The organism is Afipia sp. GW821-FHT14H12 (assembly GCF_058803465.1).
The window spans coordinates 1,806,814-1,822,231 of sequence record NZ_JBXAOZ010000001.1 but is presented as its reverse complement, the minus strand read 5'-3'; the positions used below and the strand labels follow the sequence as shown (position 1 = coordinate 1,822,231).

The window sequence follows — 15,418 nt, the reverse complement described above, 5'->3', positions numbered from 1 at the left end:
GCCCAGGCTGCATGCCCAGACGGCCCTCAGGGGCGGATAAGAAGCAGGAGCCCGCCAAGAAGCGAGGCGCGGACCTTCAGAGCGGCAGCCGGGCGCACGGTGAAACCGGCGGCCAAAACCGCCCTTCCCTGTGCTGCATAGGTCATTCCGCTCGACATCGATCGCCTTGATTGCTTCCGGTGGCAACATCATCCGCCCAAACCGTTGAGGCTTGGTTGAAACCGCCATCCGCTGTTTGTTTTAGACGATTTGACCGCTACCGCAACGCCAAATAAACGTCAGGAACGCTGTCCATTTGATGCCGCTGGCTTGGCGCCACCCACGGTGTCGGCGATCTCCTTCGGCAAGGGCGGCCTCGGGACAACCTTTGCTACGGCCTTGGCAGTTCGCTTCGTGGAAACGGTCTTGCGGCGTGGCGGCCCTTCCTTTTCCAGCGCAACCTGCGCCTTCTTCAATTCCGACGGCGAGGCTTCCGACTTGGTCGGATAAGACAGGCCGAGCTTTTCGAGCGTCGAGACGATCGTGGAACTGATGACGAGGCGCGAGAACCATTTGTGGTCCGCCGGCACCACATACCACGGCGCATAGGATGAGGAGGTGTGACGCAGGACCTCCTGATAGGCGGCGTAATACCGGTCCCACAAGGCCCGTTCCTTGACGTCAGCCAGTGAGAACTTCCAGTTCTTTGAAGGCTCATCGAGACGTTCCAGAAAGCGCTTGCGCTGTTCCTCCTTCGAGACGTGAAGGAAGAACTTCAGGACCACCGTGCCGTTGCGCGTGAGATAACGCTCGATATTGGACACGTCCTCGAACCGTTCCTGCCAGACGTTTTTGGTGACGAGACGTTGCGGAATTTTCTCCTGCGCCAGAATCTCGGGATGAACGCGGACGACGAGCATTTCCTCATAGTAGGAACGGTTGAAGATGCCGATGCGCCCGCGCTCCGGCAGCGCGATCATGCTTCGCCACATGAAGTCGTGATCGAGTTCCTTCGTGGACGGCTGCTTGAAGGAAAACACCTGACAGCCCTGCGGATTGACGCCCGACATCACATGTTCGATGGCACTGTCTTTTCCGGCCGCATCCATGCCCTGAAAGATCAAAAGCAGAGACCAGCGGTCATGTGCGTACAGCGTCTCCTGCAACGCGCGAAGCCTCAGGCGGCTCGCATCGAGCAGATCCTTGGCCGTGTCCTTGTCGAGTCCGCCCTTTTCGTCAGTCTTGTGAAATTTTAAATGAAATTCACGCGAACCATCGACCCTGAACGGATCGACATAACGTGAGAGATTGACCCCGCCGCGGGACGCTTTGCCGTTCTTCTTAGCCATCGCACTCTCCCTTCACGCGGGTCAACGCTACAGGACCGCGGATGGGTTCGCCAGCGCTGCTTTCCTGCCATGCGAGCAGCGCCGGATATGCGCGCGCTAGCGGCTAAACAACGCGACGATGGTGCCGACACCCTTGGTATGGCCTTTGAGCTTCGCCACCAGTTCGTCGCGCGTGAGTCCAGGCTCAAGAGCGTTCGGCTCAAGGTCGGTCGCAATCAGGCTGAAATTGTAATGATGCAGCCCGGTGTTCGCAGGCGGGCATGGGCCAAGATAGAAATTCAACCCCGCCGTATTCTTGCCGCCGACAAACTTGTCCGATGGCTGACCGACTTCGCCTTCCGCGAAACTGCGGCGATCAGGCGCGATGCCGTAGGCGACCCAATGATAGACGCCAAGTCCTCTGCCGCCGTCGGGATCATAGACCACAAAAGCGAAACTCTTTGTGCCTTCCGGTGGATCGTTCCACGCGAGAGCCGGCGACACGTTTTCGCCGACGCAATTCGGGTTCGTCTTGAGGGCACCGGCATGTTTCACCGGCAGCTTTCCGCCGTCCGTGAAATTCGACGACGTCAGAACCAGAGGATCGGCAAACGATGCGACCGTCGCGCCCAGAAGCAGCACGCCTGCCACCGCGCAAGATCCGGCGAACCTGAAACCAGTCATGTCCAACCTCCCTATTTTTATGTCGGGAGGAAAAATGCGAAACGCGCGGCAGCCGATCAAGCCACCGCGCGCTCACATTGAATTTATGGAATAAACTTGAGGCTCTTAGTTCTTGGCCTTGTCGACCAGAGCGCCCTTCTTGATCCATGGCATCATGTCGCGCAGGCGCGCGCCGACTTCCTCGATCTGGTGCGCGTTGTTGTGCGCGCGGGTCGCCTTGAACGAAGGCTGGTTGACCTTGTTCTCGAGCATCCAGTCGCGCGCGAAGCGGCCGGACTGAATGTCATCGAGAATGCGCTTCATCTCCTTCTTGGTCTCGGGAGTGATGACGCGCGGACCCGACCGGTACTCGCCATATTCGGCGGTATTCGAGATCGAGTAGTTCATGTTGGCGATGCCGCCTTCATAGATCAGGTCGACGATCAGCTTCAGCTCGTGCAGGCATTCGAAATACGCCATCTCCGGCGCGTAGCCGGCTTCCACCAGCGTCTCGAAGCCGGCGCGGATCAGTTCGACGGTACCGCCGCAGAGCACGGCCTGCTCACCGAACAGGTCGGTCTCGGTTTCTTCGCGGAACGACGTCTCGATGATGCCTGCACGGCCGCCGCCGATGGCGGAGGCATAGGACAGGCCGAGGTCGTGAGCGTTGCCCGAGGAGTCCTTGTGGATCGCGATCAGGCACGGCACGCCGCCGCCGCGCTGATATTCGCCGCGCACGGTGTGGCCGGGACCCTTCGGCGCCACCATCAGCACATCGAGATCTTCGCGCGGCTCGATCAGGTTGAAGTGGACGTTGAGGCCGTGGGCGAACAGGAGCGCCGCGCCCTTCTTCATGTTGTCGTGCAGATGCTCGCGGTAGATGTCGGCCTGCAGTTCGTCGGGCGTCAGCATCATCATGACGTCGGCCCACTTCGCGGCTTCGGCAACGTCCATCACCTTGAAGCCGGCGCCTTCCGCCTTCTTCGCAGAGGCCGAGCCCTTGCGCAGCGCGATCGCGACGTCCTTGACGCCGGAATCCTTCAGGTTCAGCGCGTGGGCATGGCCCTGGCTGCCGTAGCCGATGATGCAGACCTTCTTGCCCTTGATGAGGTTCAAATCGGCGTCGCGATCGTAATAAACTCGCATGGTGCTTTCCTTGTGGATGTGGGGCTTCAGGCCCGAAACGGGCCCTTCAGGACCGGACGGCCCTCGAAATTCCCGGGTTGTCTAATGCATTTTGATGGGAAGTAAAATCGGGTTTTAGCGCGGAGCGGGCCCTCACATGCCGTCCGGACCGCGGGCGATGGCGGCCACGCCCGTGCGCGCCACCTCGACGAGGCCGAGCGGCGCCATCAACGCCACGAACTGGCTGATCTTTTCGCTCGCGCCGGTAATTTCGAACACGAAACTCTCGGTGGTGGCGTCGATCACGCGGGCCCGAAACGCATCCGCGAGCCGCAGCGCCTCGACGCGGGCATCGCCCGTGCCCTTCACCTTGACCATCGCCAGTTCGCGCTCGATGGAGCGGCCGGTCAGCGTCATGTCCACGACGCGAAAGACCGGGATCATCCGGTCAAGCTGGTGCTTGATCTGCTGGATCACCATCGGCGTGCCGGTGGTGACGATGGTGATGCGCGACATGTGCTTGTGCTGCTCGGTTTCCGACACCGTCAGGCTTTCGATGTTGTAACCGCGTCCCGAGAACAGGCCGATCACGCGCGCCAGCACGCCCGGCTCGTTCTGCACCAGCACGGAGAGCGTATGCGTTTCGTTGGGATCGTGCCGCTCTTCCATGAAGTAGGCGGAAGCGGGCTGTTCGTTCGTCTGCTTGTCCATCGCCATTACACCAGTGCCGTTTAAACCAGAGCCTTGCCGCCGGCGAAGGCCGCCGCAGTCGTTTCATCGTTGGCTTCCGCGGGCAGAAGCATTTCGTTATGCGCCTTACCCGACGGAATCATCGGGAAGCAGTTTTCTAGCGCCGCGACGCGGCAATCGAAGATCACCGGCTTCCGAACCTTGATCATCTCCTCGATCGCGCCGTCGAGATCGCCGGGCTTCACCACCTGCATGCCGACACCGCCATAGGCTTCCGCAAGCTTGACGAAATCAGGCAAGGCTTCGGAATAGGAATGCGACAGGCGGTTGCCGTGCAGCAGCTGCTGCCACTGGCGCACCATGCCCATGTACTGGTTGTTGAGGATGAAAATCTTCACCGGCAGATCGAACTGAACCGCCGTCGACAACTCCTGCAGCATCATCTGGATCGAAGCATCGCCCGCGATGTCGATGACGAGGCTCTTCGGATGCGCGACCTGAACGCCGATGGCGGACGGGAAGCCGTAACCCATGGTGCCGAGGCCGCCGGACGTCATCCAGCGGTTGGGCTGCTCGAAGCCGTAGAACTGCGCGGCCCACATCTGATGCTGGCCGACCTCCGTGGTGATGTAGGTGTCGCGGTTCTTGGTCGCCTCGAACAGGCGCTGGATCGCGTATTGCGGCAGGATCACATCGTCGCTCTTCTTGAACGCCAGTGAATTGCGCGCGCGCCACTTTGCGATCTGCGCCCACCACGGCTTCAGATCAGGCCGCTTGCTCTCGGCCTTGAGGCCTTCCAGCAAGTCCGCCAGCACATTGGCGACGTCGCCGATGATCGGCACATCGACGCGGATGTTTTTGTTGATCGACGACGGGTCGATGTCGATGTGAATCTTCTTCGAGTTCGGCGAGAACGCATCCGGCCGCCCGGTGACGCGGTCGTCGAAGCGCGCGCCGACGCACAGCATGACGTCGCAATCGTGCATCGCCATGTTGGCTTCGTAAGTGCCGTGCATGCCGAGCATGCCGAGCCAGTTCTTGCCCGATGCGGGATACGCGCCGAGACCCATCAGCGTCGAGGTGATCGGGAAATTGGTCGTGCCGACCAGTTCGCGCAGCAGGCGCGTCGCTTCAAGGCCGGAGTTGATGACACCGCCGCCGGAATAGATCACCGGCCGCTTGGCGGAGGCCAGCAGCGCCACCGCCTTGCGGATCTGTGCGGCATCGCCCTTCACCCGCGGCGTATAGGACACATGGACATCGTTCTTGCGCGGCGGATGATAGGTGCCGGTCGCGAACTGCACGTCCTTCGGAATGTCGACGACGACCGGACCGGGGCGGCCCGTGGTCGCGACATAGAATGCCTCGTGCAGGATTTTGGCGAGATCGTTGACGTCGCGCACCAGCCAGTTGTGCTTGGTGCAGGGCCGCGTGATGCCGACCGTGTCGCACTCCTGGAACGCATCATTGCCGATCAGGTGCGTCGGCACCTGCCCGGTGATGCAGACCAGCGGGATCGAATCCATCAGCGCGTCGGTCAGCGCCGTCACCATGTTGGTCGCGCCCGGCCCCGACGTGACAAGCGCCACGCCCGGCTTGCCGGTGGAGCGCGCATAGCCTTCGGCCGCATGGCCCGCGCCTTGCTCGTGGCGAACGAGGATGTGCTGGACGGCGTCCTGCTGGAAAATCTCGTCATAGATCGGCAGCACCGCACCGCCCGGATAACCGAAAATGTGCTGAATGCTGTGATCCTTCAGCGCCTGCACGACCATCGCCGCGCCGGTCATCTGCCGGGATTCAGTTTTCTTCGTCTCGCTCATCTTTCGCTCCGCTGCGCCTCATGGCGCCGTCTTGGATCACGCAGGTAATAAAAAAGGCCCCCGAGAGGACCCTGTGCACACCGCCTGTCTTGGGTCGCGTCAGCTCCCCCCGGCGATGCGCCCAGGTACGACTACGACAATAAGCAAGCTTGTAATTTTATTGCGCATAAGTCGATTTCTATTTCCAAAGGTTGCGCGCCTTATAGACCTCTCCGGAGAGATGTCAAGGCTGCCTCGCAGCGCACTATAGCCGCCAATCCGACGGCGGCAGAACGCCGAAAAGCGCATGGGAGCCTTTCAAACGGAAACGGTCCTGCTGATCGAAAGCCCCAGCCTGGCCTCCAGCCACGCCCGCGCGGCATCGGGCGCGACCCACTCGAACTCCGGCAACTGATGCCTGAACCAGGTGAACTGGCGCTTGGCATAGTGGCGGGTGTCGATCTGGCCGATGGCGATGGCCTCCTCCCGCGACAGCTCGCCCGCGAGATGGCGGATCAGCGCCGGCACGCCATGCGCCTTCATCGCGGGCAACAGCGGATCGAGTCCGCGGCTGCCGAGCGCCCGCGCCTCCTCCAGCGCGCCGCGATCCATCATCGATTCAAAGCGGCGGTCGATTTGTTCGTAGACCACCTTGCGATCCGGCGCGAGAAACAGCGCCACCACGCCCTGTGGCGGCAACAGCGGCGGCAGGCCATGCGCATGCCATTCCGCCAGCGGCCGACCGGTGGCCTCCACCACTTCCAGCGCGCGGGCGATGCGGACACGATCGCGCGGCTTCAGCCGTCCCGCCGCCTCCGGATCACGCTTTCCGAGTTCCTCGTGCAGGGCTTCGGGACCATTCTGTTCGAGCCGTTGGCGGATCGCTTCACGAACGGCATCCGGCACCGGCGGCACGTTGGAGAGCCCCCGTGTCAGCGCCTTGAAGTAAAGGCCGGTGCCGCCGATGAAAATCGGCAGCCTTCCATTCGCCTGCGTCTCCGCCAAAACCGCCGCCGCGTCATTGACCCACGCGCCCGCCGAATAATTCACCGCAGCATCGACATGGCCATAGAGCCGGTGCGGAACACGCGCCTCCTCGTCCACCGTGGGCCGCGCCGTGAGCACCCGCAGGTCGCGATAGACCTGCATCGAATCCGTATTGATGACGGTACCGTGTGCGGCCTCGGCCAAATCGAGCGCCAACGCCGACTTGCCGCTGGCGGTCGGCCCTGCGATTAAGACTGCCTGCAATGCAAATATCCGCGCGCGTTAATGAACGCCGGCAAAGGTAGGGACTCGCGCATCGGGTTGCAATGACCGAAACCCAGCAGCGAACGGCTCGTTCGCTTCGGCCGCATGCCGGATGCGAACGGCATACTCTGGAGCAATGGGGCCGTTAAACAGGGTTGTCCGTTCGAGCGTCGGCGACAAAACATCTCGCGGATCGCCTTTACCCGGCGTCCATCGCGACCACCGCGCGGCCTCTTCTTCACTGGCTTCCACACCGCGCCCCGTTTTGAAAGAGAGCGCAACGTTGATCGCCGCAACCGGATTGCCCGCATTTGCCGCGCGCAAAATCCAGTTGAAACGGTCTTCATCGGCCATCGGATTTGCTGGATCGGCCACGTGCTGCTGTCCCAGCAACTCTCCAAGATTGTTCATGGCAGGCGCGAACCCGGCATCGGCCGCCGTTTGATAGGCTTGCCTAGCCTGCCCTACCAGCTCTCTCGAATAGCTATAATCGGGATCGGCGCTATCAGTGTCGTGCGCTTGCCTGAACGCCTCCGCACTTTCTTCGAGTGCTCTTTTCTCCAGCACCCAGCCGAGATGAAAAAACGCCTCAGCATCGCCGTATGATGCCGTTTTGGCGTACCAGAACTCAGCGCGAGCAAAATTTCCCTTTTGGGACCACACGTGGCCCATCGCTCTCATCCGCAGCAGGCAACGATCGCTCGGTTTCTGATCATCGCATGTCCAGGCAATGATCTTCTCTGTAACCTGCGGGAACACGATAATCGCGGCACCCGCCGCAACAACGACAGCCACCAGGCTCACAATCGCAATAAAAAAGCGTCGCATGCCGACCTCCGTCGGCATCCCTAGGGAGCGAACATTGAGGACTGGTGAATCCAATCGCTGCAATGATAAGACATTCCCACATTCCTCACTAGAAGCGTCCCATGTCCCTCGTCGCCACTCTGATCTGCAACCCCGCGCAGCCATCGCTCGATAGCACGGTCCTCGAGGCCGCGCGCGCGATATTGCCATCATCCTCGCTCGCCGAATGGCTCGACGCCGGGATCGCCGCCGACATCCCGTTCGCGAGCGAAGAGCCGCCGCACGCCATCGCCGACCGGCTGCGCGACGCGTTGCAGAGAATTCCGGTCGACATCGTCGTGCAGCCGCGCATCGCACGCCGCAAGAAGCTGCTGCTCGCCGACATGGACTCCACCATGATCGGTCAGGAATGCATCGACGAACTCGCGGCATTCGCAAACCTGAAAGACCACGTTGCGGCGATCACCGAACGCGCGATGCGCGGCGAGATCGAATTCGAGCCCGCATTGCGCGAGCGCGTCGCGCTGCTCAAGGGTCTGCCGGTGAGCATCGTCGACGAGGTGTTCACCAAGCACATCACGCTGACGCCGGGCGGCCCCGCGCTCGTGAAAACCATGCGCGCGAACGGCGCACACACCTGTCTCGTCTCGGGCGGCTTCACGCTGTTCAGCGAGCGCGTCGCTGCTGCGATCGGCTTTCAGGAAAACCGCGCCAACACCCTCATTGTCGAAGATGGCAAGCTCGCGGGCCGCGTACAGGAGCCGATTCTCGGCCGCGCGGCGAAACTCGCCACGCTGGTCGATCTCTTGGAAACATTTGAACAGGACGATATCGACACGCTCGTCATCGGCGACGGCGCCAACGATCTCGCGATGATCGAAAAAGCGGGCCTCGGCGTCGCCTATCACGCCAAGCCTGCGGTCGCGGCGGCAGCGGCCGCGCGGATTGATCATGGCGATCTCACCGCGCTGCTCTACGCGCAGGGTTACAAGCGCAGTGAGTTTGTAACCGAATAGTTGTCGTTCCCGCGAAGGCGGAAACCCAGCCCTTCAAATAAAGCTGACACAAAAATACGGGTCCCCGCCTATGCGGGGACGACGCTTTTTATATTGAACGCCTTAATTTACCGCGATTGCCACGAAGCGCAGTTCGCCTTCGGTGTTCGACACCAGAAGCAGGATCGACTTCTTGCCGTCCTTCTTGAGCTGGTCAATGCGCTTCTTGACGTCGGCGGGCGAATTCACCGCTTCCTGCGCGACCTCGACAATCACATCGCCCGCAGAAAGCCGCCGCTCGGCCGCATCCGAATTGCGGTCGACGCCGACAATGACCACGCCCTTGACCTTATCCTTGATCTTATAGCGCGTGCGCAGGTCCTTGGAGATCGCCGCAAGATCGAGCCCGAGCGCCTTCTGCGTCACCGTCTTGTCCGGCTCCGGCGCTGGCGTCTTCAGCGAAGCCTCGACCGGCTTGTCGCCATCGTCGAGACGGCCAAGCGTCACTTTATGTGTTTCTTCCTTGCCCTTGCGGATCAGCACGACATCGACGGTCTTGCCGACCGGCGTATCGGCCACCGCGCGCGGAAGATCCTTCATCTCGCGGATCGTCTTGCCGTCGAAGGATGTGATGACATCGCCGGCCTCGATGCCCGCAGGCTTGGCAGGCCCCTTGTCGTCGACGCCCGCAACCAGCGCGCCGCGCGGCGGCTTGACGCCGAGGCTATCGGCGATCTCGTCGGTGACCTGCTGGATGCGCACGCCGAGCCAGCCGCGCCGCACTTCCTTGTACTGCCGCAACTGGTTGACGATGCCGACCACGGTGTTCGAGGGCACCGCGAAGCCGATACCGATCGAGCCGCCCGACGGCGAGATGATCGCAGTGTTCACGCCGATCACTTCGCCATCGAGGTTGAACAGCGGACCACCCGAATTGCCGCGATTGATGGCGGCGTCGGTCTGGATGTAGTTATCGTAAGGCCCAGAGTTGATGTCACGGTTACGCGCCGAGACGATACCCGCCGTCACCGTACCCCCTAAGCTGAACGGGTTGCCGATGGCGATCACCCATTCGCCGAGCCGCAGCTTATCGGAATTGCCGAACTTCACCGCCGTCAGCTTCTTCTCCGGCGGCTGGAATTTCAGCACGGCGAGGTCGCTTTTCTTGTCGCGACCGACAAGCTCCGCCTTGATCTTGGTGCCGTCATTGAGAATGACATTGATCTCGTCGGCATCCGCGATGACATGGTTGTTGGTCACGACAATGCCGCTGGCGTCGATGATGAAGCCGGAGCCGAGCGAATTGACCTTATGCTGGCCCCTGTCGGCGCGACGGTTCTTGAAGAAATCGTCGAAGAATTCGTTGAAGGGAGAATCCGGCGGCAGTTTCGGATTGGCCTTGTTGCGGCCCTCCTTCTGGGGTGTCGCTTCCTCGCCCTTCTCGTCCCGGCCGTTGACGGTCTGCGACGTGGAGATATTCACCACGGCGTCGATCACCTTCTCCGCGACGTCTGCAATGCTGTCAGGACCCCGCGCGAACGCAGGCTGAGGGGCGCTCGCCGCCATCATGAGAAAACCACCCGCGACGGCAAGCGGAAGCAGGCGGCTCAATCGCACAGGGGCGTGGAACATCGAAAACTTCTCCCGGAACGGAAAATGTCGTTAGAGCCGAGACTGCGCCCGGCCTCCTTGATCCGCAAGCGTATCAACGCGGCGAATAAGGCGGAAATACCGGCGCCCGGCTCACATGCCGTAGCGTATGAACCAGATCAACAGCAGTCCCGCCACTGCGACCGAAAGTCCCGTTATGCGCAGCAGGTTCTCGGAATGCTCGAGGGCCGCCTCCATCGCGCGGCGCATCGCCTGAGGGAACGCCGCGAAGGTCACGCCTTCGATAACGCAGAGGACACCAAAACCAATCAACAGCTCTTTCATGACAGGATTTCACCAGAGACCCGAGCAAAGGGAAATCCCGTTGACGAGATAAATTGCGTTTATCTTGGCGCCGCCGGAGCCACCGCCTTCAAGGGCGTCCCATTGACCGAGTTGAAGAACCGGAAGAACTCCGAATCCGGCTTCAGCACGAAACGGGTGTCGTTGTTCTTCAGGCTGGTCTCGTAAGCGGCCATCGCCCGGTAGAACGCGAAGAACTGCGGATCCTGGGAATAGGCTTCCGCGAAAATCCGGTTGCGCTCACCGTCGCCCTCACCGCGGATCTTGTCCGCCTGCGAATTGGCATCGGCGACGATCACGGTCGCCTCGCGGTCGGCCTTGGACTTGATCTCCTGCGCCTTCTGTCCGCCCTGGGCGCGGAATTCGGCGGCCTCGCGCTGACGCTCGGTCTGCATGCGCTGGTACACGGCCTGACTGTTCTGATCCGGCAGGTCCGCGCGACGGATGCGCACGTCGACGACTTCGATGCCGTAGGCGCCCGCCTGCTTGTCGAGCTGGTCGCGGATGCGGCCCATCAGCACCTCACGCTCGTCACGCACCACCTGAATGAACGTGACCTCGCCGAGTACACGGCGCAGCGCCGCGTTCAGCAGCGCGGTCAACTGGAGGTTGGCGGCCGAAATGCTGCCGACGCTCTGATAGAAGCGCAGAGCATCCTTGATGCGGTAGCGTGCGAAAGCATCCACCACCAGACGCTTCTGGTCGGAGGCGATGATTTCCTGCGACGGATTCTCCAGGTCGAGAATCCGGTTGTCGATGCTGATGACCGTGTCGATGAACGGCGCTTTGAAGTGCAGGCCCGGATCGGTGATCGGGGCGCCCACCGGGGCGCCGAGCCGAACCACCAGCGCCTGTTCGGTCTGCCGGACGGTGAAAATCGAGCTGTAGCCGACGATAATCAGCAACAACAGAACGACGAGGGCGACGACGCCTGACAGCCCGCTTTTCATCGGCTTGCTCCGCTCTGCGAGGCCGGTGCGGCGGGCGCGGCAGTTGTCTTACGGCCCAATTCGTTGAGCGGCAGATACGGCACTACGCCCTGCCCGGAGGAACCCGGATCGAGAATGACCTTGTCCGCCGGTCCGAGCACATGCTCCATGGTTTCGAGATAGATGCGTTGCCGTGTCACTTCGGGCGCCTTCTTGTATTCGTCATAAACGCTGAGGAATCGCGCGGCCTGACCCTTGGCCTCGGCCACCGTCTGCTCCTTGTAGCCCTGCGCCTGCTGCAGCACCTGGGCGGCACGGCCGCGCGCATCCGGGACAACGCGATTGGCGTAGGTCTGCGCTTCGTTCTGCAGACGCTCAAGGTCGGCGCGCGCCGCCTGCACGTCGCGGAACGAGTCGATCACCTGCTGCGGCGGATCGACCTTCTGCATCTGGACCTGCTGGACCATAATGCCGGCGCCGTAGCTGTCGAGCGTCTTCTGCATCAATTGATGGACCGCGCTTTCAATGGTGTTGCGCGCGCCGGTGAGGATCGGCTGGATATCGGAGCGGCCGATGACTTCGCGCATCGCGCTCTCGGCCACCGCCTTCACCGTGCCTTCCGGGTTCTGGATATTGAACAGGAATTTGCCGACGCCGTCCGGCGCGATGCGCCACAGCACCGTGAAGTCGACGTCGACGATGTTCTCGTCGCCGGTCAGCATCAGGCTTTCTTCCGGTACGTCGCGCACGACGCGACCTCGGCGTCCACTGTCGTCGCTGACCGTCATGCCGATATTGAGCGTGGAAACGCGCAGCGCCTTGGGCAGCAGCACGGTCTCGATCGGGTACGGCAGATGATAGTTCAGGCCGGGCTGCACCGTGCGCACATGCTTTCCGAAGCGCAGCACCGCACCGAGTTCGTCCGGCTGCACGCGGAAGAAACCGGACAACAGCCAGATCGCAATGCCCGCAATGACAATGAGTGCGATGCCCATGCCGCTCATATGGCCGCCCGGCAGCAATTGCTGAATCCGGTCCTGACCACGGCGCAGGAGATCTTCAAGATCGGACGGCTTGGGCCCTTGTGATTGCGGACCCGAGCCCCAGGGCCCCTTCGGACCGGGACCCCATGGACTTCCGCCTTGATTCTTCCAGGCCATCAGCAAGCTCCTTCGCGCCGTCTCGCGGCTGCGACCGGTTTATAAGAGACGCAGGGCCGCGGTACAACGCGGCCCTGCGCAGTCTCTAGCAGCTAATCCGCGTGCGGAAATTGTCAATGCAAACATTGACAAGCGGGGTTAATGAGCAGCCGCGCGAGCATATGTCGCATAGGAAAAATCGGCACTGTCCTCAGGCCCGCGCGCAGGCCGGCTGCGCGCCACATCCTGCCATTCCGCCATCTCGAACCGAAGGAACGTGTCTCCGTCCGGCTCGGCGTGGACATGCGTGATCTCGAGACGGGTGGCGCGCGGCATCCATTGCCGGAAAATCTCCGCACCGCCGATCACCATGATTTCCGAGGCACCGCGCCGCAGGATATCGCCAAGCGCGATGTCGTAAGCCGCCTCAAGCGACGGCGCCACCACCGCGCCCGCCGCGCGAAAACCGGCATCGCGCGTGACCACGATGTTGGTGCGCTTCGGCAGCGGCTTGCCGATCGAAAGGAATGTCTTGCGGCCCATGATGACCGGCTTGTTCAGGGTCAGTCGCTTGAACCGCTGCAGGTCCGAGCGCAGGTGCCAGGGCATCGTGTTGTCGCGACCGATCACGCCGTTGTCGGCAACGGCGACGATGAAAACGATGTCAGGAGCGGCTCCAAGTGCGGTCACACCGCGACCTCGGCCTTGATGTGCGGATGCGGATCGTAGTTCTCGAGTTTGAAGTCCTCGTAACGGAACCCGAAGATATCCTTCACCGCCGGATTGATGTGCACGGCCGGCAGCGCGCGCGGCCGCCGCGTCAGTTGCAGGCGCGCCTGCTCCAGATGGTTGGAATACAGATGTGCGTCGCCGAGCGTGTGGATGAAATCGCCCGGCGCAAGATCCGTCACCTGTGCGATCATCATCGTCAGCAGCGCATAGGACGCGATGTTGAACGGCACGCCGAGAAACACGTCGGCCGAACGCTGATAGAGCTGGCACGAGAGTTTGCCGTTCGCGACGTAGAACTGGAACAGGCAATGGCATGGCGGCAGCGCCATGTGATCGACATCGGCCGGATTCCATGCGCTGACGATCAGCCGCCGCGAATCCGGCGTGGTGCGGATCATGCGGATCAGGTTCGCGATCTGGTCGATGCTGCGGCCATCCGGCGCCTGCCAGGAGCGCCACTGCTTGCCGTAGACCGGACCAAGATCCCCATTGGCGTCCGCCCACTCGTCCCAGATGGTGACCCCATTATTCTGCAGATAGCGCACGTTGGTGTCGCCGGCGAGAAACCACAGCAGTTCGTGGACAATCGCCTTGAACGGCAGCTTTTTGGTCGTCGTCATCGGAAAACCGGCGGCGAGGTTGAAGCGCATCTGATGACCGAACACCGACAGCGTACCCGTGCCGGTGCGGTCGCCCTTCTGTGCGCCGTCGCTCAAAATCCGCTCAAGCAGGTCGTGATACTGATGCATGGCCGTAATCTATGTCGCTTAAGCGGAACGGACCACATCCGGGGCCGAATCAACAACCGCTTTCCCGCGTTGTCCCATCAAAAGTAGGCACCGCCGCCCGCGCCCGAAAGCCCTTGCGGGATCAGACAAACCCGGCAAACCCCAGAATTCCCGCCACCGCGAGCGGCCAGAGCGGATTGATCCGGGTTCCCACCGCGACCAGCGCCGTAGCGAAAGTCACAAGCGTGGCAGCCAGCGACGTGTCGACCGTGACCGCCAGCACATAGCCGCCCGCCGCCATCAAGCCGATCGAGACCGGCACGAAAGACGCCTGAATGATAGAGGGCCAGAACGAATGGCTCGAGCGGTGGAAGAAATTCGCCACGAAATAGGCCAGCACGCCCGCCGGGCCGCACATCGCGAACGTCGTCACGGCTGCCCCGGCAAGCCCCGCAACCTGATAGCCGATCAGCGTGACAATCAGCACATTCGGTCCGGGCGAAAACTGGGCAATGGCGAACATGTCGGCGAACTGCGCATCCGTCAGCCAATGGTTCACATCGACGGCGACACGATGCATTTCGGGAATCGTCGCGTTCGCGCCGCCGACCGCGAGCAGCGACATCAGGCCGAACGTCCACAACAGATTGAGATATGTGCCGAGCCCCTGATTCATGCGGTCGCACGCCTGCGCCAGAAATAGGTCACGATAATACTGAACGGCAACGCGATCAGCAGAACGACGGCAAGCGGCATCCGCCCAAGCCCGACCGCAGCGAACACGGCGACCATCAATCCGATTTCGACCGGATTTTTCCGCGTCAGGAGCGGTCCCATCATGCGGATGATGACGGCCAGAAACAGGCCGACAGCCGCACAGGCGATTCCTGTCAGCGTCCGCTGCAATCCCGGCAGGTCGCCGAAATGAGAATAAAGGATACCGAGCGTCGTGACGATCAACGTCGGCGGCAGCAGCAGCCCGAGAAACGCCGCGACGCTTCCGGCGGCACCGCGAAACCGGCCGCCGAAGACAATCGACAGGTTGACGATGTTGGCCCCCGGCAGCAGGTGGCACAGCGCGAAGGCTTCGTTGAATTCGTCCGGCGTCATCCAGCGGTGCTGCTCGACGATGGCGCGGCGGGCCCACACCAGCACGCCGCCAAAACCGGCCAGCGACATTTTCGAGAAGGCGAAAAACAGTTCAAGCAATCCCGGCGGCTCGGAGGCGAGATCGCGGGCAGCCATATCGGAAGGCGGCGTAGGCTGGTCCATGGGTTCGGTTCAGATCGTGAAGAAGATG

Annotated in this window: 16 protein-coding genes; 1 reads left to right on the top strand and 15 read right to left on the bottom strand. The window is 61.9% G+C overall.

Annotation, left to right across the window (positions count from 1 at the left end; genetic code table 11):
- Window positions 1-278: 278 nt before the first annotated feature.
- The 7 genes from AC1RNA_RS09110 to AC1RNA_RS09080 all read right to left on the bottom strand — a co-directional run bounded on the left by AC1RNA_RS09110 (window position 279) and on the right by AC1RNA_RS09080 (window position 7,663).
- Window positions 279-1,328, bottom strand: coding sequence for a polyphosphate kinase 2 family protein (locus AC1RNA_RS09110; protein WP_492950895.1), 1,050 nt, complete (start codon window positions 1,326-1,328; stop codon window positions 279-281).
- Window positions 1,329-1,424: 96 nt separating this feature from the next.
- The gene (locus AC1RNA_RS09105) at window positions 1,425-1,991 is read right to left on the bottom strand and encodes a YbhB/YbcL family Raf kinase inhibitor-like protein (RefSeq protein ID WP_492950894.1); all 567 of its coding nucleotides are present in this window, start codon (window positions 1,989-1,991) and stop codon (window positions 1,425-1,427) included.
- Window positions 1,992-2,096: 105 nt separating this feature from the next.
- Window positions 2,097-3,116, bottom strand: coding sequence for a ketol-acid reductoisomerase (gene ilvC / locus AC1RNA_RS09100; RefSeq protein ID WP_009337079.1), 1,020 nt, complete (start codon window positions 3,114-3,116; stop codon window positions 2,097-2,099).
- Window positions 3,117-3,248: 132 nt separating this feature from the next.
- Window positions 3,249-3,806, bottom strand: a complete 558-nt coding sequence (ilvN, locus tag AC1RNA_RS09095) for an acetolactate synthase small subunit (protein WP_492950893.1) — start codon at window positions 3,804-3,806, stop codon at window positions 3,249-3,251.
- 20 nt (window positions 3,807-3,826) lie between these two features.
- Window positions 3,827-5,605, bottom strand: a complete 1,779-nt coding sequence (locus tag AC1RNA_RS09090) for an acetolactate synthase 3 large subunit (RefSeq protein WP_009337081.1) — start codon at window positions 5,603-5,605, stop codon at window positions 3,827-3,829.
- 297 nt (window positions 5,606-5,902) lie between these two features.
- Window positions 5,903-6,835, bottom strand: coding sequence for a tRNA (adenosine(37)-N6)-dimethylallyltransferase MiaA (miaA, locus tag AC1RNA_RS09085; RefSeq protein WP_492950892.1), 933 nt, complete (start codon window positions 6,833-6,835; stop codon window positions 5,903-5,905).
- Between the two features lie 18 nt (window positions 6,836-6,853).
- On the bottom strand, window positions 6,854-7,663 hold the full coding sequence (locus tag AC1RNA_RS09080) for a tetratricopeptide repeat protein (protein ID WP_492950891.1): 810 nt from the start codon (window positions 7,661-7,663) through the stop codon (window positions 6,854-6,856).
- A 101-nt stretch (window positions 7,664-7,764) separates the two neighbouring features.
- Here AC1RNA_RS09080 and serB point away from each other — a divergent pair, with 101 nt between their 5' ends.
- The gene (gene serB / locus AC1RNA_RS09075) at window positions 7,765-8,658 is read left to right on the top strand and encodes a phosphoserine phosphatase SerB (RefSeq protein ID WP_009337083.1); all 894 of its coding nucleotides are present in this window, start codon (window positions 7,765-7,767) and stop codon (window positions 8,656-8,658) included.
- Window positions 8,659-8,760: 102 nt separating this feature from the next.
- On the opposite strand, the gene AC1RNA_RS09070 is transcribed toward serB, so the two are convergent.
- The 8 genes from AC1RNA_RS09070 to AC1RNA_RS09035 all read right to left on the bottom strand — a co-directional run bounded on the left by AC1RNA_RS09070 (window position 8,761) and on the right by AC1RNA_RS09035 (window position 15,390).
- On the bottom strand, window positions 8,761-10,269 hold the full coding sequence (locus tag AC1RNA_RS09070; RefSeq protein WP_009337084.1) for a DegQ family serine endoprotease: 1,509 nt from the start codon (window positions 10,267-10,269) through the stop codon (window positions 8,761-8,763).
- A gap of 111 nt (window positions 10,270-10,380) precedes the next feature.
- Window positions 10,381-10,572, bottom strand: a complete 192-nt coding sequence (locus tag AC1RNA_RS09065; protein ID WP_009337085.1) for a DUF2065 domain-containing protein — start codon at window positions 10,570-10,572, stop codon at window positions 10,381-10,383.
- Window positions 10,573-10,631: 59 nt separating this feature from the next.
- Window positions 10,632-11,540, bottom strand: a complete 909-nt coding sequence (gene hflC / locus AC1RNA_RS09060; protein WP_009337086.1) for a protease modulator HflC — start codon at window positions 11,538-11,540, stop codon at window positions 10,632-10,634.
- Window positions 11,537-12,679 (bottom strand): FtsH protease activity modulator HflK, encoded by a 1,143-nt coding sequence (hflK, locus tag AC1RNA_RS09055; protein ID WP_009337087.1) that lies wholly within the window; start codon window positions 12,677-12,679, stop codon window positions 11,537-11,539. Before hflK ends, hflC begins: the two co-directional genes overlap by 4 nt.
- 138 nt (window positions 12,680-12,817) lie before the next feature.
- Window positions 12,818-13,348: a dihydrofolate reductase gene (locus AC1RNA_RS09050; RefSeq protein WP_492950890.1), complete on the bottom strand. Its 531-nt coding sequence runs from the start codon at window positions 13,346-13,348 to the stop codon at window positions 12,818-12,820.
- On the bottom strand, window positions 13,345-14,139 hold the full coding sequence (locus tag AC1RNA_RS09045) for a thymidylate synthase (protein ID WP_009337089.1): 795 nt from the start codon (window positions 14,137-14,139) through the stop codon (window positions 13,345-13,347). The genes AC1RNA_RS09050 and AC1RNA_RS09045 overlap by 4 nt, the downstream gene beginning before the upstream one ends.
- Before the next feature lie 121 nt (window positions 14,140-14,260).
- Complete coding sequence (locus AC1RNA_RS09040) at window positions 14,261-14,794, bottom strand: chromate transporter (protein ID WP_492950889.1); 534 nt, start codon at window positions 14,792-14,794, stop codon at window positions 14,261-14,263.
- Window positions 14,791-15,390 carry a chromate transporter gene (locus AC1RNA_RS09035; protein ID WP_492950888.1) on the bottom strand — a complete coding sequence of 200 codons (600 nt, stop codon included), beginning with the start codon at window positions 15,388-15,390 and terminating at the stop codon, window positions 14,791-14,793. Before AC1RNA_RS09035 ends, AC1RNA_RS09040 begins: the two co-directional genes overlap by 4 nt.
- Window positions 15,391-15,418 lie beyond the last annotated feature (28 nt).

Bases quoted from the DNA above. Each gene is read 5' to 3' on its own strand.
- ilvC (WP_009337079.1), bottom strand. From the start codon at position 3,116: ATGCGAGTTTATTACGATCGCGACGCCGATTTGAACCTCATCAAGGGC.
- hflK (WP_009337087.1), bottom strand. From the start codon at position 12,679: ATGGCCTGGAAGAATCAAGGCGGAAGTCCATGGGGTCCCGGTCCGAAG.
- AC1RNA_RS09035 (WP_492950888.1), bottom strand. From the start codon at position 15,390: ATGGACCAGCCTACGCCGCCTTCCGATATGGCTGCCCGCGATCTCGCC.
- AC1RNA_RS09065 (WP_009337085.1), bottom strand. From the start codon at position 10,572: ATGAAAGAGCTGTTGATTGGTTTTGGTGTCCTCTGCGTTATCGAAGGC.
- AC1RNA_RS09080 (WP_492950891.1), bottom strand. From the start codon at position 7,663: ATGCGACGCTTTTTTATTGCGATTGTGAGCCTGGTGGCTGTCGTTGTT.
- ilvN (WP_492950893.1), bottom strand. From the start codon at position 3,806: ATGGACAAGCAGACGAACGAACAGCCCGCTTCCGCCTACTTCATGGAA.
- AC1RNA_RS09070 (WP_009337084.1), bottom strand. From the start codon at position 10,269: ATGTTCCACGCCCCTGTGCGATTGAGCCGCCTGCTTCCGCTTGCCGTC.
- AC1RNA_RS09105 (WP_492950894.1), bottom strand. From the start codon at position 1,991: ATGACTGGTTTCAGGTTCGCCGGATCTTGCGCGGTGGCAGGCGTGCTG.
- hflC (WP_009337086.1), bottom strand. From the start codon at position 11,540: ATGAAAAGCGGGCTGTCAGGCGTCGTCGCCCTCGTCGTTCTGTTGTTG.
- AC1RNA_RS09110 (WP_492950895.1), bottom strand. From the start codon at position 1,328: ATGGCTAAGAAGAACGGCAAAGCGTCCCGCGGCGGGGTCAATCTCTCA.
- AC1RNA_RS09045 (WP_009337089.1), bottom strand. From the start codon at position 14,139: ATGCATCAGTATCACGACCTGCTTGAGCGGATTTTGAGCGACGGCGCA.
- AC1RNA_RS09090 (WP_009337081.1), bottom strand. From the start codon at position 5,605: ATGAGCGAGACGAAGAAAACTGAATCCCGGCAGATGACCGGCGCGGCG.
- AC1RNA_RS09040 (WP_492950889.1), bottom strand. From the start codon at position 14,794: ATGAATCAGGGGCTCGGCACATATCTCAATCTGTTGTGGACGTTCGGC.
- serB (WP_009337083.1), top strand. From the start codon at position 7,765: ATGTCCCTCGTCGCCACTCTGATCTGCAACCCCGCGCAGCCATCGCTC.